This window comes from Azoarcus sp. DD4 (genome assembly GCF_006496635.1).
GTDB lineage: Bacteria > Pseudomonadota > Gammaproteobacteria > Burkholderiales > Rhodocyclaceae > Azoarcus.
Map to the genome: position 1 here is coordinate 2322516 of NZ_CP022958.1, position 23281 is coordinate 2345796.

The following is a 23281-nucleotide window of genomic DNA, read 5'->3' on the forward strand; positions in this document are numbered from 1 at the left end:
GTTACTTCCCCTCTGAATAGCCGCTCATGATCTCGCCGACGACGGCCGCGCGATCGAACTTGAAGCCGATCGGCTCGGCGAAGCGTCGCGCCCAGCCGTCGATCACGCGCTCGACGGACGCCTGGACGCCCACTCGGCAGGTGACGCCGTCCAGTTTCACCGGCACCTGCTTGTAGATGCCGAGGAAGCCCTTGAGCGCGCGCACCGTCTGCGGCAGGTAGCGCGCGGTCCAAGCCCGGAGGTAGCGGCGGTTGTGGCCGGCGTACACCGGCTCCTCGTCAATCAGCATCTTCAAACAAAGCGCCTGCAGTCCGTCCGCGGCCTGTCCGTGATAAACCATGGCCTGGGACTGGATGACCGGAGTCAGGGTGTCGCCGTGGATTCCGGCCACGCGCTGGAAGAACTCCCGGCGCACGAACTGCCCGAAGATATGGTCGTAGATACCGTGGATGGCCCACAGCTGCTCGACCCAGTCATAGGTGCCGGCCCAGATGTGCTCGACGAACTCACGCGCGGGCTTCCACAGGGCGTCCTGAGTCCACGCCTGCTTGGCGTCGACGAGGCTGGGGTCGAAATCGGCAAAGATCTTCCCCAGCAGCACGCGCTCCATCTGGATCATCTGGCCCGCATCGTTCTTGTCGAAGCCCGCCTCGGCGATCCAAGTCTTGAGCAGGTCGGACAGGGCGCTGTACACGATAGTGGAGTGAGCGCTGAACAGACCATACTCGTTGTAAATGAAGGCTCCATACTGGCGGGCGAGGATCTCGCTGCGCCAGGCCGTGTCCATCATCTCGCAGTCACCGTTCTCCGCCCAACTCTTCATGACGCGCTCGGCGGTCTGGCCTTCCTCGGTCTTCTGCTTGACGTAGGGCATGAACCAGCGCTTGGCCGGATCGCGGAAATAGAACCAGTTGCTGGCCAGCACTGCGGTCGATTCGATGCCGTAATTGGGTCGTCCGCCCGGCCATTTCTGCACCGTCTCACCGACCTCTTGGCTGCCGGGCACGGCGTCGAGCGAGTTTTGCGCATGAAGCATCACCGCTTCGTACTCGGTGAGGCGGCGCCAGCCGCGCTTGGCGAACGGTATGTGATCCCTTTTCTTCTCCAGCGGCTCTGCGGGAATGAGCGCCTGGATTTCGGTCTGCCGCTGCGGGTCGACCATGCCGCGCACGAATGCTGTCGATGACATCTGTCTTGTCTCCGAAAATTGATGTGAAGCGGTGTGGATTACGTGGTGGACGGATCAGCCCTTCGTTCGATCGCGATCGGGCTGTCCGTCGTTCCCGGCTACATCGCCCTCAGGCTGCAACGGGCTGCCAGTTGAGAATCTTCATCGGATCGGGAATGGTGAGGTTGATCCGCTTCAGGTCGTCGAGCGTCCACATGTCGGTGTCGCGCAGGTGCGGCTGCGCCATCAGCGTCTTGCCGTCGCTGCGCACACCTCCGGCCGCCTTCACGAGATCGGAAAGCTCCCAGCCCTCGAACTGCTCGAAGAAGTTCTGGAACTCGTAGCGCTCGGGCTCCTGCAGCCACATGCGTTCGCCATAGGGTTCGGAGAACGCGAAACGCTTTCCGTTCGCTTCGAGGAAGCGCGGATTCAGCGCTCCCTTGCCCAGCGTCGGGCAGAAGGGCAGCCCGGAGGTGTGGTCGACGAAAATGCCGTGGCCGTGCTCCATCATCCACAGGGCGCCGCAAAAACCGGCCTTCGGGTCCTCGAAGCCGAGCGCGCGCCACTCTTCATAGATCTTGCCGTAGTGGTTGTACCAACCGGGATAGTTGGCTTCGAACCAGTCCATCGCCTGCTGATCCGGAAGCTCCATGCGGATACCGGTGAGCGGCCACAGGGCATAGGCGAGCAGGGCGAGGTCATGGTGCGACCAGACGGCGTCCTTCTTGGCATCAGCGAGGCACCTTGGCGTCTTGACCCCGAACTGCTGCAGGCGGCCCAGCCAGATCCCGGCCCAGTCCTCGTACACCCAACGGTTCCACGACTTCGCCCAGGGCTCCACCTTGTACTTGGAGCCGTACTCGAGGGCGGCGCCGACGAACGGGGTGAGGAACTTGTGCTGGGTCCAGAAGGCGTTGTCCAGATCGGTTTGCAAGTACTTCATCGTCTCGGGATTGTTCATGATGGAGACGATGGTCTGATAGCCGTTCGCCATGTGGCGCAACTCATCGGTTTCGATCGACAGGAAAACCGTAGGCGTGATCTCGTCGCCGTTGGCAGCGGCCCATTCGGTGAGCGAGACGATCAACGGATTGGTGAAGCACGCCTCGCCAACGAGTTGCAGGTTGATCGAGCTCTCGACCGCATCACCGGCGAGGAAGCCCTCGCCAAAGGCGCGCTTGACCCCTGGATAGAGCGGATTGATCGCACGCAGCTGGCGCATGTTGGTATGGCCTGCAGGATCGTAATAATGCTTTCCGTAATAGTAGTTGACATAGGCGGTCTGGTTGACGTGGCGGATCTCGTCAATCACTTGGGCCAGATAGCCGTTCTTCTGTTCGGGCGACTGCGCGGTATCCCAAAGCAGCGCGGAGCCGGCGATGGCGCCGTACTCGCCGGTCTCGAGAAAATTCGAGATGAGTTTCATGAACTCGCCCCACTTCGGGTGGACCTTGTTACCGGCGTCCAAGCGATCGAGGCCGTCAAGCAGGGTCCCGTACTGGCGCTCTTCCTTCACCGACTCCATGCGAGCGTATTCCTTCGCGGTGAGCTTGAACTGCTCACGCGTGTTGACGTCCATGTCGTACTTGGTTGGGTACTTCGCGCTTTTCGCCTTGAAGTCCCAGGTGAAATCCTGCAGCCATTTGTGCACTTCCTGCGGATCCACGCTGCTCGGCACCGGATGGGCCTTCAGCGATTGTTTTACAGCCAGATTTGATGCTCCCATCGATCTCTCCTTGTCTTCCTTAGGCGTTCAGCCGACCGTTCCAACGCAACCGCGTGGAACGGAGCCCTTCCCATGCCCTGCGTGTCGTCTGGCTCAGAAAGCAACATAGCCTCGATCGCGGTATGGGTATGGTCTTGTCAGCAACTTCTGGGCCAGAGATCGAAAGTTTCGCCCACAGGGGTCACTAGAGAACGGCGGCTGGACCCGCCGAGAGTGCTTTCCAACTAGCGGAACGCTTTGCCCGCGGCGCACCTGGCGACAATCGCGCTTCCTCGGAAGCGGCGTATGGCACACATCTTGCGGACTTGCTGCTAGCACATTCGCGCGATCGGGAACATTTCTCTGGACCTCGAAAGATGTGTTGCAGCAACATGTTTCATGAAACAGCTGTGATGCAAACGGTGACAGTCATCAGCATGTTGCACACTGAGCTGCCGGTCGTGTTGATGCAGATCAAAAAAGAGAGGCTTCAAGAAGGTTGCAGTTATTCGCATTGTGCACGGCCTGAAGAGCCGCTTATATAGAACGACTGCGCGAAACCGCTATGCTCACCGGCGACGATCTGCCATCGTAGCGCGAATCCTCGGCCGAAGAACCTGCGGCCGGCGATCGGGAACGAGAGGGCTTGTCGGTCCCGGGGTCACGGTCGCAACGCGCCGGGGCGATAGACCACGTCCGAGACTCGCACGGCTGGTCCCTTGGCCGGAAGAAGCGCCAGATCGCGCTGTGCCTTGGCCGCCACGCTCAAGTGATGCGCCCCCTCGCCCGCTAGGCGCAGGTCGAGGCTGCCGAGATAGGCGGCGCGCCCTGGCTCCACCGTGAAACGGTAGACCGGCCCCTGCCGCGGCGCGAGCTCGTCACGGCCATGTACGGTCGGCTCGACCACCTTCCAGTCGTGAAGCTCGTAGTCACCCGCGGGCAACCGCAAGACAACTAGACGGCCGATGGGCAGGCCGGACTCGACGACGTCGGGCATCACGCCCGAACCCGACGCCTTCACCGCCACGCGGGTCGGGACGGCGCCAGCCCGCGGGCCCGCCCCGTCCGTCAACCATCGCGCATGCTGCCGCACCGAGTTGAAGTGAGGGGTTCTTTTGACCTCCCCGCCGTTGACGGAAGGAATCGCCCGCAGGCGATATTCGAAGTGGGAGACGCGCTCCAGCGGCTTGCCGGACAGTGTCAGCGAGACGATCGCCAGCCCATAGTCGTCGCGCGCGCCCGACGAATCGGCGGGTGCCGGAGCCGGGGCGGTGGCGCAACCGGACAAGGCTAGGGCCACAATGGGAACCGATAGACGATGCTTCATGGCACTCCTCCATATGGAAGCCAGTTGACGGATCGGCCCACCCCCACGGCCCCGCGGACGATCACCGCGCGTGCCGTGGGACGGGGCCGGCCCAGCGCTACGCGGCCCCGCCCTCTTGTGCTGGGCGAGTCGCCGGGGTGAAGGCCTGCGCCTCTTTCGCTTCGGCCTCGGTCGACTCCTCCCCGCGGTGCGCCAGCCGATAGAGCACCGGCAGCACCAGCAGGGTGAGCGCGGTCGACGAGAGGATCCCGCCGATCACCACGGTGGCGAGCGGCCGCTGCACTTCGGCGCCGGTGCCCACCGCGATGGCCATCGGCACGAAGCCGAGCGAAGCCACCAGCGCGGTCATCAGCACCGGACGCAGGCGCGTGAGCGCGCCCTCGCGCACCGCCGCGTCGAGCGCCATGCCGTCCTCGCGCAGGCCGCGGATGAAGGCGATCATCACCAGGCCGTTCAACACGGCCACCCCGGAGAGCGCGATGAAGCCAACCCCGGCCGAGATCGACAAGGGGATGTCGCGCAGCCACAGCGCGACGATGCCGCCGGTGAGCGCAAAGGGCACGCCGGTGAATACCAGCAGCCCGTCCTTGAGGTTGCCGAACATGGCGAAGAGCAGGGTGAACACCAGGAGCAGCGCCACCGGCACGACGATCCGCAGGCGCGCAGCGGCCGACTGCAGCTGCTCGAACGTGCCGCCCCAGGTCGTCCAATAGCCGGCCGGCACCGTCACCGCCTCGTCGATGCGCGCTTGCGCCTCGGCGACGAAGGAGCCGATGTCGCGCCCGCGCACGTTGGCGGTGACGACCACCCGGCGCTTGCCGTTTTCGCGGCTCACCTGGTTGGGCCCCGGCGCCGCCTCGATCGTGGCCACGTCGCCGAGGCGGATGAAGCCATGCGATCCCTCACCGGCCGCCGCCCGCGTCAGGCGCAGCGGCAGCCGCCGCATCGTCTCGAGGTCGCCGCGCAGGCGCTCGGGCAGGCGCACGAGAAGGTCGAAGCGGCGGTCGCCCTCGAACACCACGCCGGCCTCGCGCCCGCCCACCGCGGCGGCCACCGCGTCCTGCACGTCGGCGATGTTGAGGCCGAAGCGCGCCGCGCGCTCGCGGTCGATGGCGACCGTGAGCATGGGGAGCCCCGTGGTCTGCTCCACCTTGACGTCGGCCGCGCCGGGGACGGCTTCGAGCACCTCGGCGATGCGCTCGGCGGTCTCGTTCATGGTCTCCATGTCGTCGCCGAAGACCTTCACCGCCACATCGCTGCGCACCCCCGAGATGAGCTCGTTGAAGCGCATCTGGATCGGCTGGGTGAACTCGTAGTTGTTGCCCGGCACCTTGGCCACCGCCGCCTGCATCGCCGCGACCAGCTCGGCCTTGGGGCGGCGTGGGTCGGGCCACTGATCGCGCGGCTTCAGCATCACGAAGTTGTCGGCGACGTTGGGCGGCATCGGGTCGGTGGCGATCTCGGCGGTGCCGAGCTTGGCGAACACGGTGTCGACCTCGGGGAAGGTCTTCAGCGTGCGTTCGAGCTGCACCTGCATGCCGATCGCCTGGGTGAGACTGGTGCCGGGGATGCGCAGGGCGTGCAGGGCGACGTCGCCCTCGTCCAGGCTGGGCACGAACTCGCTGCCCATGCGGGTGGCGAGGAGTCCCGACAGGACCACGGCGACGACGGCGATGGTCAGCACCAGCGGCTTGTAGGCCATCGCCCGGTCGAGGAGCGGCGCATAGCCGCGCCTGGCCCAGTCCATGAGGCGGTTTTCCTTCTCTGCCACCTTGCCGCCGAGGAAGAGCGCCACCGCCGCCGGCACGAAGCTCACCGACAGGATCATGGCGCCGAGGAGGGCCGCCACCACCGTGAACGCCATGGGGTGGAACATCTTTCCCTCCACCCCGGTGAGGGCGAAGATCGGCAGGTACACCACCATGATGATGAGCTGGCCGAAGACGAGCGGGCGGCGCGCCTCCTTCGCCGCGGCGAAGACCTCGTGGAAGCGCTCGTTGCGCGCGAGCGGCCGTCCGGCCACGGCCTGGGCGTGGGCGAGCCGGCGCACGCAGTTCTCCACGATCACCACCGCGCCGTCGATGATGATGCCGAAGTCGAGCGCGCCGAGGCTCATCAGGTTGGCGCTGACCTTGTTGGTGATCATGCCGGTGAAGGTGAACAGCATGGCGAGCGGGATCACCAGCGCGGTAATCAGCGCGGCGCGGAGGTTGCCGAGGAAGAGGAAGAGGATGGCGATCACCAGCAGGGCGCCCTCGGTGAGGTTCTGCTTCACCGTGGCGATGGCCTTGTCCACCAGGACGGTGCGGTCGTAGACCGTCTTCGCGTGCACGCCCGGCGGCAGCGTCCGGTTGACCTCCTGCAGGCGGCGGTCGACCGCCCGCGACACGTCGCGGCTGTTCTCGCCGATCAGCATGAAGACCGTCCCCAGCACGACCTCGCGGCCGTTCTCGGTGGCGGCCCCGGTGCGCAGCTCCTTGCCGAAGCCGACTTCGGCCACATCGCCGATGCGGATCGGCACCCCCCGGGCGTGGCCGACGACGATGTTGCCGATGTCGGCGAGACTCGCGACCTGGCCCGGCGCGCGGATGAGGTTCTGCTCGCCGCGGCGCTCGATGTAGCCCGCTCCGACGTTGGCGTTGTTGCGCTCCAGGGCCTCGACCACGTCCGCGAGCGACAACCCGTAGGCCATCAGGCGGTCCGGCAGGGGCGCCACCTGAAATTCCTTGGCATAGCCGCCGATGGTGTTGATCTCGGTCACTCCGGGCACGGTGCGCAGCTGCGGCTTGACGATCCAGTCCTGGATTTCGCGCAGGTCCATCGGTGTGTAGGGCGTGCCGTCGGCCTTCCGCGCGCCCTCCTCGGCCTCCACCGTCCACATGTAGATCTCGCCCAGGCCGGTGGCGATCGGGCCCATGGTCGGCGCGAGCCCCGCCGGCAGGCGCCCCCGCGCCTCCTGCATGCGTTCATTCACCAGCTGGCGGGCGAAGTAGATGTCGGTGCCGTCCTCGAAGATCACCGTCACCTGCGACAGGCCGTAGCGCGACAGCGAGCGCGTCTCCACGAGGTGCGGAAGACCGGCCATGACCGTCTCGATGGGGAAGGTGACGCGCTGCTCGGCCTCCAGCGGCGAGTAACCCGGCGCCTCGGTGTTGATCTGGACCTGAACGTTGGTGATGTCGGGCACGGCGTCGATGGGCAGGTGCCGGTAGCTCCAGATACCCACCCCGGCCATGCCGAGCACGGCGAGCAGCACGATCCAGCGCTGCTCGATCGCAAAACGGATGATGCGTTCAAACATGATGTCTCCCTTACAGCGCGGCGTCGGCGCGCTCGCCGGTGCGGATGCGCAGCGCGTCGGTGAGCTCGGCCACGGCGACGATGCCGTCGCCGGGCATACCGGTGCGGGCGGCGCGCTCGATCGCGTCGATGATCCCGGCGGCGGTTCCGTCGGCGCAGAACACCATCAACACCAGGCAATCGTGGGCGTCCGGATTCCACTCGTCGGCGAGGAAGCGGTGGTCCTGGCCGTGGCCGCGCGGGTGGCCGCGGGCGGGAAAGACCGTGAATCCCGGCAGGTGGGGCAGCGCATGGAGCGCCTGCTCGACCGCCTCGAGGCGGTGCGGACGAATGACGGCGGTGATCTGTTTCATGGCTCTTCTCCCGCTTCAGTGGTCGTGGCTCGCGCCGGCCTTGCCCAGGTCGGCCTTGATGAGGAAGCTGTTGGTGGCGGCGTACCGCTCACCGGCCGCCAGCCCCGCCTGCACCTCGACGAAGCGGCCGTCGCTGCGGCCGAGCTCGAGCGGACGCGCCTCCAGCGCGTCGCCGTAGCGGCCGAACACGACCTGCCAGTCGCGCACGGTCTGGACGGCCTCGATCGCCACCGCCACCGGCACCTCCGTTTCCTCGGCCACGGCCTCCACCGTCACCGGCAGTCCCGGCCGCCACCGTCCGTCGGGATTGGGCAGGACGATGCGGGCGGTGGCCGCGCGCGTCTGCTCGCCGACCAGGACGCTGACATAGTCGATGCGCCCATCGGCAGTGGCTGGGAACGCATTGGCACGCACCGTCGCGCGCTGCCCGGCCGCGATCGCGCCCAGGTCCTGTGCGGCGATGGTCGCCTCGATCCAGACGCTGGCGAGATCGGAGACGGTGAACACCGGGGTGTCGTCCGCGAGCGCCTCGCCCACCGAGATGCGTTTGTCGGTCACCACGCCGTCGATCGGCGCGCGCAGCTCGTAGCGGGTGAGGTCACCCCCCGCGCCCGCCGCTCCACCCAGCGCGGCGAGCTTCTGGCGGGCGCCCCGTACCGCGATCTCGGCCTCCTGCAGCGCGGCACGCGCCTGCAGAAAATCCTGCTCGGCGGAGATCTTCTCCTCCCACAGCGTCTTCTCGCGCGCGAACGCCGAGCGCGCCAGGGCGAGGCGTTGCTCGGCGGCGAGGAACTCGCCGCGCTGATCGGCGAGCTCATGGCTCGACAGCACGGCGAGAAGCTGGCCCTTCTTCACCCGCTCGCCGGCGCTCGCGGCTACCGACTCGACGCGCCCGGCCAGTCGCGGCACCACCTTGACGGTGCGGTCGCCGTTGTAGCGCACCTCGCCGAAGAGTTGGACGGTGGTCGCGATCCGCGCCGGGCCGGCGGTCGCCAGCTCCACGCCCGCCTCGCGCAGTTGGGCGTCGCTCAACGAAACTCGCGCCTCGACCTGCTCGTAGCCGAAGCGGTAGGTCTTGCCGGCGTGCGTGGCGCTCACCGCGACCTCGAATGAGTGCGGCTCGCTCACCACGGCATCGCCCTTGAGGTAGTCTCCTTCGGGGGCGAAGCGGAACGCCTGCGGCGCGCGGCCGAGGCGCCCCAGGGTCAGCTCGACGGTACTTTGCGCCGGCTCGAGCGGCTTGCCGTCGCGGTAAGTGTAGAGGCGGAATTGCGGCTCCACGCCCTGCTCAAAGATCGTCACCTCCAGCCCGTAACCGCCGTCGGTGAACAGCTTGCCGCCGTGCGGGCCCTTTACCGGTCCGCCGCCTTCGTCTTCATGATGCTCGCCGTCCTCGTGCCCGGCGGCGTCTTCGTGGGCCTCGTGCCCGTCCCCGCCGTGATGCTCGGCGTCGTCGTGGCCGGCAGCCTCCTGGTGCGCGCCGTGGCCGTGGGCGTCCCCTGCCGGTTTCGCTGGTTCGCTGCGCACGATCGCCGTGCCGAGCGCGATGCCAACCGCGACCACCGCCGCGATCGCGATCCACTGCTTCTTCTGCTTGCCTGATGTCATGGCTCTTACTCCAATTCGTGGCGGGCGGCGGGGACGGTCGAGCCTTCCTCGTATGTACCCCCGCCGCTTCGCGGCAACCCCCCGAGGGGGTGAGCAACTGTCTTGGGGCGGCCCGGCGACAGTTGCTCGGGGCCACCCAGGATGCGGTCGAGCTCGGCGCGGGCGCGATGCGCCTCGGCCAGCGAGCGCAGGTGCTGCGAGCGGGCCTGGAACAGGGTGCGCTGGGCGTCGAGGACGAGGAGGAAATCGAACTTGCCGAGCTCGAATCCTTTGGTCGCCGCGTCGAGCGCGCGCTGGGCGCCGGGCAGCGCCTCGCGTGCCAGCTCCTCGGCTTCCCAGCGCGCGGTCTCCAGCCGCTCCCACGCCTGCGCCGCCTCACTGGCGAGGCGGATACGCGAGGCCGCAAGCTCGTCGCGCGCCTGGTCCGCGCGGGCGAGCGCCTCGGCGAGATTGCCCTGGTTGCGGTCGAAGAGCGGCAGGGGCACCGAGAGGCCCACGATCGCCTGGTTGCGCCCGAGGTCCTCGTCGCGTTGCACGCCGACGCTCACCGTGAGGTCGGGGATGCGACGGGCGCGCTCGAGCGCCACCACCGCCCGCCGCCGCGCCACCTCCGCGCCCGCGCGCCGCAGGACGGGCGCCGCGTCGAGGCGGGCGGCAAGGTCGGAGTAGGCTTGCGGCGCCGGCAGGACCATCTCGCCTTCCGCGCGCTCGAAGCGGGGCATGGCGTTACCCCAGAAGGCGGCGAGCCGGCTGCGCGCGGCGCGCAAGGCGCTCGCCGCCCGGGCGGCCTCGACCGCCACGCCGGCCTCGGCCACCCTCGCCCGGGTTTCCTCGACCGGGGACACCTTGCCGGCGGCCACCCGCTTGGCCGCCGCCGTGGTGGCCCGCTGCGCCAGCGCTACCGACTCCGCTGCCAGGCGCGCGCCCTCCTGGGCGATGACAACGTCGAAGAAGGCACCGATGACGCCGGCGCGGACCTGCGCGCGCGTCGCGGCGAGCTCGGCGGCGGCGACCTCGCGCGCGCCCTCCGCCGCCCGCACGCGGGCAGCGCGCTTGCCGCCCAGCTGAATCGGCTGGTTGAGCACGAGTGCGGCGGTGCGGGTCTCGCGCCGGGTATCCTCGACTAGGGCGGCGAGCTCGGGATTGGGCAAGAAGCCCGCCTGGAGCACGGCCCCGTCCCCCGCCGCCACTTCGCGCGCCGCAGCGGCGAGCGCCGGGTTGGCGCGCAAGGCCAGCTCGACGGCAGCCTCCAGGGCAAGCGGGCCGGCGGGCTCCGCGACCTGCGGCGAGGTGTCACCGACCTGGGCCGGCGGACGCGCGTCGGCGGCTGCCGATTGCGCAAGAACGGGCTGGATTGAAATGGCCGCCAGCCCCAGCGGCAAGAAAAGCCTTCGCATCGAATTCTCCACGAATGGGGGGACGAATTCGGCGAGACGGGGCTGCCCGGGCTTCGCGCCGGGTCAGACTGCCGGAATGGAGTGCCCGTCCCGCCGTGTCAGGCGGGGACGGACCATTTGGGGCGTTCGGGTGGGGCGAGCGGTACGGAGATGGGCCGCGGGAACTCGTCGATCGACCAAGCGGAGGGCCAGCCCGCCCGGTCGGATTGGCTAGGAGTGCCGAGTAGGCCGACGAATGCGGTCAGGTGGCAATGGTGGTGCCCGAGGCTGGCGCGGTCGGGCTGCACCGGATCATCCGTCCTGTCAGCTGAGGTTCGGTGGTGGTCGTCATGATGGCCGAAGTGTTGCATGCCGTGCCCGTGCTCGTGCGTGCAGTACTCGGCCGCCACCGCCCAGGAAACCTCGAGCGGCAGCAGACAGAGCAGGACAAGAGCAAGCCAGCGACGCATGCGACAGGAGAATAAGCAGCCGCAGCGCACGCTATCCGAGGGGGGGCGGCAGACGACCGGTTAGCGAAAATTGCCTCAGTTTGCGGTAGATCGTGATCCGACTGATCCCCAGCTGCCGGGCCGCGGCCGAAATGTTTCCGTGGTTTTCCTCGATCGCCCGGTGGATCGCGTCCAGCTCGAGATTGTGTAACTTTTCGACGGGGTTGCAACGGGGCGCCGGGAGTCTCGAAGAATGCGCTGCGGTCGAAACCTCTTCCTTGATCGATTGGACGTGAGATGCGACTTCGACGACAAAGTCTTCCGGCAGATGATGAGTCTCGATGACATGACCCTCGTCGAGCATCGCGAGCGCTGCATCGAGAACGTTGTGCAGTTGGCGCAGGTTACCTGGCCACGCGTGACGTCTGAAGAGCGCCATCACTTCGGGGCTCACACTGTAGTGCGACTCGCCCCCGCAACACTGTGTGAGGACATGGTTGACCAGGACAGCAAGGTCACTGCGATCACGTAGCGGTGGCAGGGAGATCGCCAAACCGTTGAGACGGTAGTAAAGGTCCTCGCGGAACTGACCCCTCGCGATGAGGCCGCGCAAATCGCGGTGCGTCGCGCACACCAGCGCAATGTCAACCGGTTGAGGTTCGCGACCGCCGAGCGGCACCACCATGCGGTCCTGGAGAACCCGCAGCAGTCTGGTCTGCAGCCCCAGCGCCATGTCCCCAATCTCGTCAAGGAACAGGGTGCCACCATGTGCTTGGGCGATCTTGCCGATGTTTCCCTTGCGCCTCCCGCCAGTGAAGGCCCCCTCTTCGTAGCCGAAAAGCTCCGACTCGATCAAACCCTCGGGTATGGCGGCACAATTGACGGCGACGAACGGTCCCTTGCTTCTCGGACTCTCGGCATGCAGGTGCTTGGCGAATACTTCCTTGCCGGCACCCGTCTCGCCCTGGATGAGGATGCTGAGGTTGCGCGCGATCCCCCGACGAGCACGGTCAATCGCCAGCTGGACCGCTGCATCGCCGGTGTCCAGCGAATCCAGCGGCCGCGGTGCCGGCCGAGGAGGGCGGACGCGCGCGGCGGGGCGTGGCGGAGCACGCAAACCCGGCTCCACTCGGGCGTAAACCTGGGCGCCGCCATAGAGCGAGAGGCGGACGAGATTGAAGGCGGACTCCTTCACGTGATCGAGAAACGCTCCGAAGTTCATGTCGAAGACAGAATCGAAACGGTGATCGGCGACGGCTTCCAGGCCGAGGCCTGCGATCTTGAGCCCGGTACGGTTCATCGAGACGATCGTCCCCTCGCGCGATAGCACAGCGATACCTTCGCGCAGCGTCCCGACGAAATCGGGACGCAGATGGAAGCGCAGCAGAATGCAATCGGCAAACGTCTGGCGGAAGAGCTGATTCTCTATGAGCTGCACCGCCATCTGAACAAAGGGGACCGGCACGGGGCCCATGGCGCCGGCATATCCACTGATGTCCAAAACACCGGTCAGCTCGCCGAACGGATCGTAAATAGGCGCCGCGGTGCAGGTGAAAATGGAATTGGCCTCGAGGTAGTGTTCCGCCCCGTGAATCGCCACTGGCCTCCGCTCCGCGAGCGCGGTTCCCATGGCATTGGTGCCCCGGGTACGTTCGTCCCAGCAGACACCAGCACGTACGGCGCGCTTCCGCGCGTCAGCAAGGAGGGAGTCGTTTCCCTGGTTCAGCAGCACGACGCCCCGTTCATCGTTCAGGATGATCATCCTCGGGGCATCGTTCAGCTGCTCCATCAACGCGTCGACGACCGGTTCGGCAGCGAGGACGAGGGTCCGCTTTACTTCAAGGGATTCTCCAAGCGCCGTCCGCGGGACCGCATCGAACTCCTGTCGAGCGGTGGGAGCAACGCCTTCGGTACGACACCGGGTCCATGAGCGCAGAACGACATCAGCCACTGTGCCCGACGGGCACTCCTTTCCGTCCCATACGGCCTTGCGAATCGCCTCGACCGTCGTTGGACGGGCGTACTCTCTTGCATTGGACATGCTATCTCCTCCTTCGCCTCTTTTGGGCGAATGCGATCTCTCAACGAGTCCCTCCTCGCTGGCAAGAGCTGCAAAAAACCATCCTACCATAAGGGGGCCCAGACGAAGCAAATTGGTGGCGACGCCCGTCGTCAGGGGCCACGCTCGAGGGCATGGAGGCACGACTCTGAAGGAGCGGACCGGTCTCGGACAAGGTCCTACCGAAAGCGAAAATAGAACTTCGCTCCGTGTCCACGTTCTCCCTGGGCCCGGATCTGCCCGCCATGTCGCTCCACGATTCGACGGACGATCGCGAGCCCGATCCCGATGCCCTCGAACTCGTTTTCGCTATGCAGCCGCTGGAACGGGACGAACAACTTGTCGGCGTACTTGGCGTCGAACCCGGCACCGTTGTCGCTCAAAACGAAGGTCATGCTGTCGTTACCCCGGCGCAGCCCGATCTCCGGGCTCGCCGTCTTGCTGGTGAACTTGATCGCGTTCGCGAGCAGGTTCTCCAGCATGATCCGAACCAGGCCGGGATCGGCGTCGACGAAGAGCCCCGTCTCGATGTCGATGCTGACGGCGGCCCCTTGCGGCAGCAGATCATCGAGAATCTCGCGGGCAGCAACCCCGAGGTCGATGCGCTCGCGGCGGACCTCGGTACGCGCGATGCGCGAGAGCTGGAGCAGGTCGTCGATGATGAAGCCCATGCGTTGGCTCGCCCGTACGATCCGATTGAGGCCGTCGCGGCCATAGTCGTCCAGCTCGTCGGCGTAGTATTCCAGCAGAATCGTGCTGAAGTCCCTGATGCTACGCAGCGGCGCGCGCAGGTCATGGGACACCGAGTAGGAGAACGATTCGAGCTCGCGGTTGGCGAGGGCGAGCTGCGCCGTGCGCTCCTCGACCCGACGCTCCAGCTCGACGTTGAGCTCCTGGATCCGCGCCTCTGCGGCCCTTGTTTCGGCCAGCAGGCGTGCGTTCTCCAGAGAGATCGCGGCGTGGGCGGCGATCACCTCGGTGACGCGCGTCTGCGCGGCCGTAAACATGCCCTTGCCGAGCCGGTTTTCCAGGTACAGGAGACCGACGAGCATGTTCCGCTTGATGACGGGCAGGCACAGCAGCGAGCCCGGCTCCTTGCTGGCGAGATCGGCCAGGTAGGCGGGGCCGCTGCCGCCACCGAGCAACACTTTTTCTCGCGTGCGATAGACGTAGTTGACCAGCGCGACACTGACTCCCGGAGCTTCGGCGAGCGTCGTAGTCTCCGTCTTGACCGCGCCCCGTTCGGCGATGTCGCTCCGCGCACGAATGGCAAAGTTGTCCCCTTCGCGCATGATCAGATATCCGCGCTGGGCCCCCGAGCTTTCGGTCACGACCTGCATGATCTTCCGCAGCAGGGCGTCGAGGTCGGTCTCGGCGACGATGGCGAGCGAGGACTTGACGAGATAGTCCAGATCCAGGTCGGGCAACGTCGCCGGCGCCTCGACCGTTCTTTCCACCCCTGCCGGAGCGACATCGAGCGGCAGGTGGCTCGGATGCTTCCGGCGCAGCTTGGCTTCCATGGCTGCGGCCCCGCAGCGACGGTAGAGGCGGTCGGCCTCGCGGAGGTAGCCCCTGCCCGTCTGGCTACCTTCTCCCAGCATCAGTTCGCCCAGACATTCGTTGAGGTAGCCGCGCAGAAAGACATAGCCATGCGCGTCGGCGATTTCGATCGCATCCAGGTAGAGGGCGCGGGCCTGCCGTGGCGAACCGAGGATGCGCTCGCGCTCGGCGGCAATCAGGGCCATGTAGGGCACGAGTAGCGGGCCGAGCTGCGACCACGTCTCGAGCTCGTCGACCAGCGGGGCGATGAGCGCCTGAAGCCGCGCCGCCCCGCCGGGCTCACACCCGCGTTCGTACAGACGCAAGGCGTTCAGGATCTCGAAAACCTTGCACTGCCGCTTGAGCACGTTGTCGGTGAGCCCGTGCAGGTAGCGCTCGACCGCCTCCAGACTCGCCGCCGCCGCCACGTAGTCGCCCAGGTAGTGCTGGCTGATCGCGCGCAGCACGAAGTAGCTGCCTACCGAGGCAATGTGGTTGCTGCGCTCCCACAGCGCGAGCTTGTCCGCCATGGGGACGGCCGCGTCGTCGCGCATCATCGGCGCGACCCAGCCCGCCTCGACGGCCTCGGCCAAGCCTACCGAGAACGACAGTTGATTTTTCCGCGAGAAATCCAGGCACTCCTGCGCAGCGTCGGCAATACGCGAGAAGTCGTCGCCGAGCACCTGCAGGTTCCACATCAGCGGGCCGTAGGACAAGCCCGCGTTGTACAGGTCGCCGCAGTTCTTGCCGCTTTGAATCGACTTGCGGCAGTACTCGACGATCGCCCCCGGGCGGCTGCGCGAGTGCATGTTGCACCACGCGATGCCGTTCATGCCGCGGGTGGCACCGAAGGTGTCGGGATGGCGCGCGCACAGCTCGCGGGCGAGATCCTCATAACGGAAGGCCAGATCGAAGCGGGCCTGCTCGCCCAGGTTGAGGCCCATGATCGAAAACGAGTAGATCACCGACTCATCCATGCCGCCGGCCAGGCACAGGCGCGTCGATTGTGCCGCCGCGAGGTAGAGCTGAGGCACCTGTCCCGACAGGTAGAGGTCGGGGATCAATTCGGCATAAAAGGCGAGCTCGATGCGGGCGCGTCGTTCCGTGGTGAAGGGCATGTCGAGGATTCGCGCCCACAGGTCGTCGCCCTCGCGGTGGATATCTGCCATTAGGCTCTGCATCTTGCGCTGCGCCGCATCGGATGACGCCGGGAGCGCCTGGTCGAAGTAGGCGAGCCCCCGGTTTGCGGTATCGACGGCGTCGATGAAGTTGCCGACCGATGACAGCGAGGTCGTCTGCTCGGCAAGCGCCTCCGCCTTGTCGAGCTCGTTTTGTGCGTGAGCGATCAGCTCGTCGATGAGGCGGCGGGATTGCTCCGGGCGACCGCACATCAGCTCGGTCTTGGCGAGGCACTGGTGAATGCGGAAGCTCGTGGTATAGGCGCTTTGCCAGGCGTCGGCTGGCAGCGCGGCCCGGCTCGCCCTGAAGTACCCATTGGCCGCCTCGGTGGCGAGGGCGTCTAACGCTCGGTTGCCGGCGTGGAAGTTGATCCGGCAAAGGTCGGCGGCGGTGGCAGGATCGGGCTCGCGCGCCTTGCCCAGGTTGAGGTGGGCGGCGATGGTGAACAAGCGGTCGGTCTCAACGGCGTCGAGCTCGGTCTGCAGGCCGCCCAGCAGGTGGTGACCGATCGACCAGTGGATTGCCCGCCGCTCGTCGGCGGGGAGCAGGCGCAGTACGGCCTCCTGGACACGGTCGTGGACGAACTGGAAGTCGTGCTTGTGCTCGACGAGCAGTCCCAGGCTCAACCCCGGCTTGAGCCTTTCATAGAGTTCGACGAGGGTGATCTCGCGGATGCGGGCGATGTCTTCCGGGGCGAAGCGATTGCCCATGCACGCGCACAGGACCAGGATGCCCAGCGTGTCGGAAGGCAGCTTGGTGATCTTCGCGCTGAACAGCTCCACCACCGAGGCGGGCATGTCGGAACGACGGATCTCGTCCAGCTGCCAGCGCCAGGCGCCGTGGCGATCGACGTGCAGCAGCTTCTGCTGGTGGAGATAGGACAGGCTCTCGCTGACGAACAGGGGGTTGCCTTCGGTCAACTCGACGAGGAAGTCGGCCAGCGGCCCGCTATGTTCTTCCTGCGCATCCAGGATGTAGGCCACCATCTCGTGACAGTGCACGGGCCCCAGGGGGCCGAGGCGGACGATCTGTAGGGCTTCCCCCCGATCCTCGATGGCACGCATGAGGTGGATCAGGGGATGGCTGCTGTCGACCTCGTTGTGCCGATAGGCACCGATGAAGAAGAGATACGGATGGTCGGCGGCGTTGGCGAACAGGGACTGGAGGAATTCGAAGGACGCCGCATCACACCACTGCATGTCGTCGATGAACAGGACGAGCGGATTCTCGGCGCTCGCCATACAGGAAAGAAAGCGGTTGAAGACGGCGTTGAAGCGCTGGCGCGCCTCCGCCGGAGGTAATGGTTGCACCGGCGGCTGGGGCCCGATCAGGACGGCGAGCTCCGGCACGACGTCGATGACTACCTGGGCGTGAGGGACGAGGGCGTCGAGCAGCTTCGCCTTCCATGCAGCCACCCGGCTGTCGCTCTCCGTCAGCAGGGTGCGCACGAGGTTGCGCAGCGCCTGCAGCAGCGAGCTGTACGGCACGTTCTTCTGGTATTGGTCGAATTTGCCGGAGGTGAAGTAACCCTTGTGCTTCACCAGCGGCCGCTGCAGCTCCTGGATCAAGCGGGTCTTGCCGATCCCGGACAGACCGGAAATGAAGACGGCGCGGAAAGCGCCGCGCACGACCTTGCCGTATTCATTGAGGACGAGGCTGGCCTCGCGTTCCCGCCCGACCATCTTGGAGACGAAGGAGACGCGACGGCTGTGGTCGTGGATTCCCAGCGGAAAGGGTGCGATCGTGCCGGTGGCAAGGTGCTCCAGCCGGCAGCGTTCGAGATCGGCGCGCAGACCGACGGCGCTCTGATAGCGCTTCTCGGGTTCCTTCAGAGCCAGCTTGGCGATGATGTCGCCGACCACGCGCGGAATCTCGGGCCTTACCGTGTGGACATTGGGCACTTCCTCGGCGAGGTGGCAATGGATCAGCTCCAGTGGGTCGCGGGAACGGAAGGGCAAGTCGCCCACCAGCAGCTCGTACAGGGTGATCGCCAGCGAATACATATCGGTGGAGAAATCCACCCGAAGATTGATCCGCCCGGTCTGCTCCGGCGAGGTATAGGCGAGCGTGCCCTCGATGAAATCGAGGTCGTAGATGAAGTGACTGATGTCGCGGACGTCGAGCGGGCTGAGAAAATCGACCAGGTATACCGTCGGGGTTTCGGCGTCGAACAGAATGTTGTGGGGCCTCACGCCGCCATGGATCACACCGGCTTGGTGGACGGCGTTCAGGACTTCGGCGAGACCCAGGGCGATGGTGAAGAAGTCGTTGAGGCGTGTCGGCCGATTGACCCGCTCCCAGCGGTCGAGGGGAACGCCTGGAACGTCGCGGTAGACGAGGAAGTGCGCACTGCCCTGGGAAACGAGCGTGTGTGGAACGACAGCGCCGGGATGATCGATGACCCTCAGGCGCTCGATCTTGTGCCTGAGGTAGCGCGCTTGCGGCTCGGAGAGGCTCGCCGTCTTGAGGACCTTCAACACCAGCGGGCGCTCCGGCTCGGACTCCCGGCGGCCCCTGCACACGAACGCGTGCAGGCTTTCGCCGAGGATCGCGGCGATCCGATAACCTGTGCCGAGCACGCGCGAATCCAACTCCGCGACCTGCTGGGCCGGCGTCCACATCCCGCGCATAGAGCCTTCGTTTTCGACCGTCTCAACTGATTGTGCCACACCCGCCGCACCCGGGCGGGTCCCTACGACCGACGAAGGGCGCGACGCTCAGCCGGCCAGCGCGGCCCTGATCTGCTCCAGCGTGCTCGGATCGTCGATCGTGGTGAGGTCGCCCGGATCGCGCCCTTCGGCCAGCGCCTGGATGGAACGGCGCAGCATCTTGCCGGAACGGGTCTTGGGCAGGCCGGAGATGAAGTGCACCCGGCCCGGGCGCGCGATCGCGCCGAGCAGGCTGTCGACCGTCTTCATCACTTCCTTCTCAAGCGTGGTGCGCTTCTCGGGGTTGTCGACCGTCGAGCCGTCCTTCACCACGGCGAAAGCCATCGGCATCTGGCCCTTGACCTCGTCGTGCACGCCCACCACCGCGACCTCGGCGATCGCGGAATGCGCCTGGATCGCCTCCTCGATCTCACGGGTGCCGAGGCGATGGCCGGCGACGTTGATGACGTCGTCCATGCGGCCGAGGATGGTGTGGTAGCCGTCCTCGTCCTTGATGCCCCAGTCGGACGAGCTGTAGACCACCGGATCCTTGAACAGGCTGAAGTAGGTGGAGACGAAGCGCTCGTCCTGGCCCCAGACGGTAGACAGGCAGCCCGGCGGCAGCGGCGGGACGATGCCCACGATGCCCTTCTCGTTCGCGCCGCACTCGGTGCCGTCCTCGCGGAAGATGCGCAGGTCGTAGCCGAACACGGGGAAGCTCGGCGAGCCGTATTTGATCGGGGTCTTCTCGACGCCGCGCACCGCCGACAGCATCGGCCAGCCCGTCTCGGTCTGCCAGTAGTTGTCGATGACTGGGATGCCCAGCTCGTCCATGATCCACTTGTGGCTCGTCTCGTCGAGCGGCTCGCCGGCGAGGAAGAGGTGCTTGAGCGACGAGAGGTCGTACTTCTTGAGGTAGGCCGGGTCCTGCTTCTTCAGCACCCGCACCGCGGTGGGTGCGGAGAACATCACGTTGACCTTGTGATCCTGGACGATCTTCCACCAGATGCCGGCATCCGGACGCAGCGGCGTGCCCTCGTACATCACCGTGGCCATGCCGGCGATGAGCGGGCCGTAGACGATGTAGCTGTGGCCGACCACCCAGCCGATGTCGGAGGTCGAGAACATGGTCTCGCCCTCGAAGCCAGTGAAGATGTGCTTGATGGAGGCGGCGAGCGCCACGGCGTAGCCGCCAGTGTCGCGCTGCACGCCCTTGGGCTTGCCGGTGGTGCCGGAGGTATACAGGATGTAGCTCGGCTGCGAGGACTCGAGCCAGGTCACCGGGACGGTCGCGTCCATGTGCTTGGCGCGCAGCGCCGCGTAATCGACGTCGCGCCCCTCGACCTTCGGGAAACCCTTGTCGAGGCCGCGGTCGATGATGAGCACCTTCTTCGGCGGAAACTCGGCGAGCTTGCAGGCCTCATCGACGAGATGCTTGTAGGGCACCGGCTTGCCGTTGCGCATGCCGGCGTCCGAGCTCACCATCAGCACCGGCTTGGCGTCGTCGATGCGGGTGGCCAGCGACCCCGCGGCGAAGCCGCCGAACACCACCGAGTGGATCGCGCCGATGCGCGCGCAGGCCAGCATGGCGAAGGCCGCCTCGGCGATCATCGGCATGTAGATCAGCACCCGGTCGCCGCGCTTGACCCCGAGATCCTGGTAGATCGCCGCCATGCGCTCGACCTCGCGCTGCAGCTCGGCGAAGGAGTAGACCTTCTCCTCGTCCGTCTCGGTGGAGACGTAGATCAGCGCGCGATCGTTCGGGCGCGTGGCGGCGTGGCGATCGACCGCGTTGTAGCAGAGGTTGGTCTCGCCGCCCTTGAACCACTTGACGAACGGCGGGTTGGAGAAATCGCAGATCTGTTCCGCCGGCTTGTTCCAGTGCACGAGCCCGGCCTGCTCGGCCCAGAACTCTTCACGCTTGTCGATCGAGTGGCAGTGAAACTCCCGATACCTAGTCATACATCCTCTCCCTCAAAGTTGTCCTACAGTTGAAAAAGTCCAGCAGCATGGTGAGAAACTCATGCTTCCTGCCGGAACTTACCCCTTCCGCACGTTTTTTTCGGCACCGGAAGCGCGCCGTCACCCGTCCTGCCGGGCGTATGCAAACCGATTTCGTCGAACAGCCCGCTCATGTTGCCCAGGATCACCTCGACGAGCCGGCGAAGCCGGCGCAGCCGGTGGTCCTGCGGTACGCGGTCCTCAACGCTGATGTAGGTGGACATCGACGCTTGGGGATCTTCTCGTCCGCGCATGGTTCGGGGGGAAGAGTAGGGACCGGGATTCATCCCGCAGTGCGCCTCAAGGTCCAAGCCCCGCAAGGGATCAGAGTTTCTCACCATCATGCTGCGCTACTAGACTAGGCCGTCGGGGATGCCGGCATTCGAGCGAGGATGTGCCGAAACAGCTTCGTCACCAACCATCCGGTGTTGGTGGTCCATGCGGCGATCACCACCCAGTAGGCAACGAGGTAGTCGATCGCATCCGGGTCGAACGAGTGGATCAGCTGTTGGACGTCGATCACGGGTAGGAAAACGAACGGTCCGACAGCGACGATCATGAAGTGGTGGAAATTGAGGTGGGCGAAGCGGCGCAGCCGTGCCCGTGCGTATGCGTGAGCGCCTCCGCCGGCCAGGATGTAGGCCGGTATTGCGGAAACATAGGTCACCACGTGGCCGGGGCTCGTCACCTCACTCGCCCCGGTTGCAGCATCCCGCCACGGCGTGTCGATGGCGCCCAGGGCCGCGGTGGTCACGAGCACAGCCAGAATGTGAAGCGCGAGCCACGCCACGAGGACCAGGCTGCGCCTGACCTCCTCGGCGGCCGATAGCTCGACCGCCGGGTCGCTGCTCCTTCGAATCCGGCTCCACAGCGCCAGCGCGAAGCCGCCTTCCGCAAGCCAGACCGGGATGAGCCGCAGCAGTGAGATCGACGGAACGCCGGTGGACAGCTCCGCGCCGAGAGCCCCGAACGAGCTGGCCAGGTAGAGGCCGACGGCAAACATTGCTGTTACCGCGGCCGCTGCGGCGATGACAGGGCCGGCCTCGGTTGCCCACAAACGAGCTGCAGCGATCACGAGTGGGTTCGTGTTCATCTCTTTGCGCGACCTGGAGTCAGGATGCGAACGCTTTTCACGCCTCAGCGGGGCGAAGCGCCGAGCAGCCCTTCGCCCATTCCCCGAACCGGCCGAGTCAGTACAATCGGCGCGGCAACAGACCGCACTCGCGAGCCTGTCTCTCCAGGAGTTCGCGGTCGTCGGGATGCGCGATGGATATGAGCGCGCGCACCCTGTCTGGGACACTCTTGCCCTTGAGATTGACGATTCCGTACTCGGTGACCACGTACATCACGTCAGTACGCGGCGTAGTCACCACCGTGCCGGGGGCGAGCCCGGAGACGATGCGCGAGCGCGGCTCGCCGCCCTTCAAGTAGCGCGACGACAGGCAGATGAACGACTTGCCGCCCTCCGACATGAAGGCGCCGCGCACGAACTGGAGTTGGCCGCCGGTGCCCGTGCAATGCTTGAACCCGGCGCTCTCAGAGGCGACTTGTCCCATGAGGTCGATCTGCATGGCGTTGTTGATCGACACCACACCGCGGTTGCGGGCAATGTTCTCGGTGAGGTTGGTCTCGTCCACGGGCAGGCTCAGGCACATCTCGTTGCCGTCGATGAAATCGTAGGTCCGGCGGGTACCGAGGGCGAAGGTGAAGGCGATCTTGCCGCGGAACGTGCTCTTCCGCCACCCCGTGATCTTGCCTGCTTCGGCCAGGTCCACCATGCCGTCGACGAACATCTCGGTGTGTATGCCGAGGTCCTTGACCGGGCCCGTAGCCAGCGCTGAGCACACCGCGTTGGGCATGCCGCCGATGCCAATCTGCAGGCAGGCACCGTCATCGATTTCCGGCAGAATGAGTTCCGCCACGCGGCGGTCGATCTCGGAAATCGGCGCATTCGGCAGCTCGGCGAGTGGGGCGTTGTCACCCTCGATGACGAAATCGACCTCGGAGATGTGCACAGCATTCTCGACACCGGAGCACCGCGGCATCGCCGTGCTGGTTTCCACCACGATGCGTCGGGCAGTGTCGCACGCTGCCCGGAGGTAGCTGTTGCTGGCGCCGAAATTGAAGAATCCGTGATGATCCATGGGAGTCGTCTTGATCACCAGCAGATCCGTGTCGAGGTGCTGCCTGTACAGCCGCGGCCCTTCACCGAAGTTGAATGGGATGTAACTGGTGAGGCCGTCGTCGTGCTTGCGCCTGTCGTAGCCGGAGAAGTGCCAGTTTTCGACGTGAAAGTGGTGCTGCTCGCGGTCGAGCTCGATCACTTGGCGCGGCTTGACCGAAAGCGCGTTGCGCACGCGCACGTTGCACAGCTCGTCCTTGCGCGCCGCCAAGGCGGCGTCAAGGAGGTCGGGCTGGCTGATTGCAAATCCATAGTCGACAGTCCAACCGCTCTGCACGAGAGCCGCAATTTCGTCTGCGGCCGCGGTTTTCTCGGATAGCATCTGTTCGAGATTCATTTCTTGTTTCCAAACTCCATGCTTGAATTCAACGCTTCTCCCGCCGTCGC

Annotated in this window: 13 protein-coding genes; all 13 read right to left on the reverse strand. The window is 66.0% G+C overall.

Going from position 1 to position 23281, the window contains the following annotated elements:
- Position 1: 1 nt before the first annotated feature.
- The gene (locus tag CJ010_RS10910) at positions 2-1189 is read right to left on the reverse strand and encodes a methane monooxygenase (protein ID WP_141018054.1); all 1188 of its coding nucleotides are present in this window, start codon (positions 1187-1189) and stop codon (positions 2-4) included.
- A gap of 109 nt (positions 1190-1298) precedes the next feature.
- Positions 1299-2846, reverse strand: coding sequence for an aromatic/alkene/methane monooxygenase hydroxylase/oxygenase subunit alpha (locus CJ010_RS10915; RefSeq protein WP_205754934.1), 1548 nt, complete (start codon positions 2844-2846; stop codon positions 1299-1301).
- Positions 2847-3534: 688 nt separating this feature from the next.
- The gene (locus CJ010_RS10920; protein WP_141018056.1) at positions 3535-4200 is read right to left on the reverse strand and encodes a hypothetical protein; all 666 of its coding nucleotides are present in this window, start codon (positions 4198-4200) and stop codon (positions 3535-3537) included.
- A 97-nt stretch (positions 4201-4297) separates the two neighbouring features.
- Complete coding sequence (locus CJ010_RS10925; RefSeq protein WP_141018057.1) at positions 4298-7501, reverse strand: efflux RND transporter permease subunit; 3204 nt, start codon at positions 7499-7501, stop codon at positions 4298-4300.
- A 10-nt stretch (positions 7502-7511) separates the two neighbouring features.
- The gene (locus CJ010_RS10930) at positions 7512-7853 is read right to left on the reverse strand and encodes a P-II family nitrogen regulator (protein WP_141018058.1); all 342 of its coding nucleotides are present in this window, start codon (positions 7851-7853) and stop codon (positions 7512-7514) included.
- Between the two features lie 15 nt (positions 7854-7868).
- Positions 7869-9461, reverse strand: coding sequence for an efflux RND transporter periplasmic adaptor subunit (locus tag CJ010_RS10935; protein ID WP_141018059.1), 1593 nt, complete (start codon positions 9459-9461; stop codon positions 7869-7871).
- A gap of 5 nt (positions 9462-9466) precedes the next feature.
- A complete protein-coding gene (locus CJ010_RS10940; protein WP_141018060.1) occupies positions 9467-10858 on the reverse strand; it encodes a TolC family protein in 1392 nt (463 codons plus the stop codon).
- Between the two features lie 480 nt (positions 10859-11338).
- Positions 11339-13327: a sigma-54-dependent Fis family transcriptional regulator gene (locus tag CJ010_RS10945; protein ID WP_168224933.1), complete on the reverse strand. Its 1989-nt coding sequence runs from the start codon at positions 13325-13327 to the stop codon at positions 11339-11341.
- Between the two features lie 197 nt (positions 13328-13524).
- Entirely contained in the window at positions 13525-18693 is a 5169-nt protein-coding gene (locus CJ010_RS10950; RefSeq protein ID WP_141018062.1) for an AAA family ATPase, read from the reverse strand.
- Between the two features lie 87 nt (positions 18694-18780).
- On the reverse strand, positions 18781-20673 hold the full coding sequence (locus CJ010_RS10955) for a propionate--CoA ligase (RefSeq protein ID WP_141018063.1): 1893 nt from the start codon (positions 20671-20673) through the stop codon (positions 18781-18783).
- Between the two features lie 59 nt (positions 20674-20732).
- Complete coding sequence (locus tag CJ010_RS10960) at positions 20733-20936, reverse strand: hypothetical protein (RefSeq protein ID WP_141018064.1); 204 nt, start codon at positions 20934-20936, stop codon at positions 20733-20735.
- A 134-nt stretch (positions 20937-21070) separates the two neighbouring features.
- Positions 21071-21805, reverse strand: a complete 735-nt coding sequence (locus CJ010_RS10965) for a methane monooxygenase/ammonia monooxygenase subunit C (RefSeq protein WP_141018065.1) — start codon at positions 21803-21805, stop codon at positions 21071-21073.
- 97 nt (positions 21806-21902) lie between these two features.
- Entirely contained in the window at positions 21903-23231 is a 1329-nt protein-coding gene (locus CJ010_RS10970; protein ID WP_141018066.1) for an acetyl-CoA hydrolase/transferase family protein, read from the reverse strand.
- Positions 23232-23281: the final 50 nt, after the last annotated feature.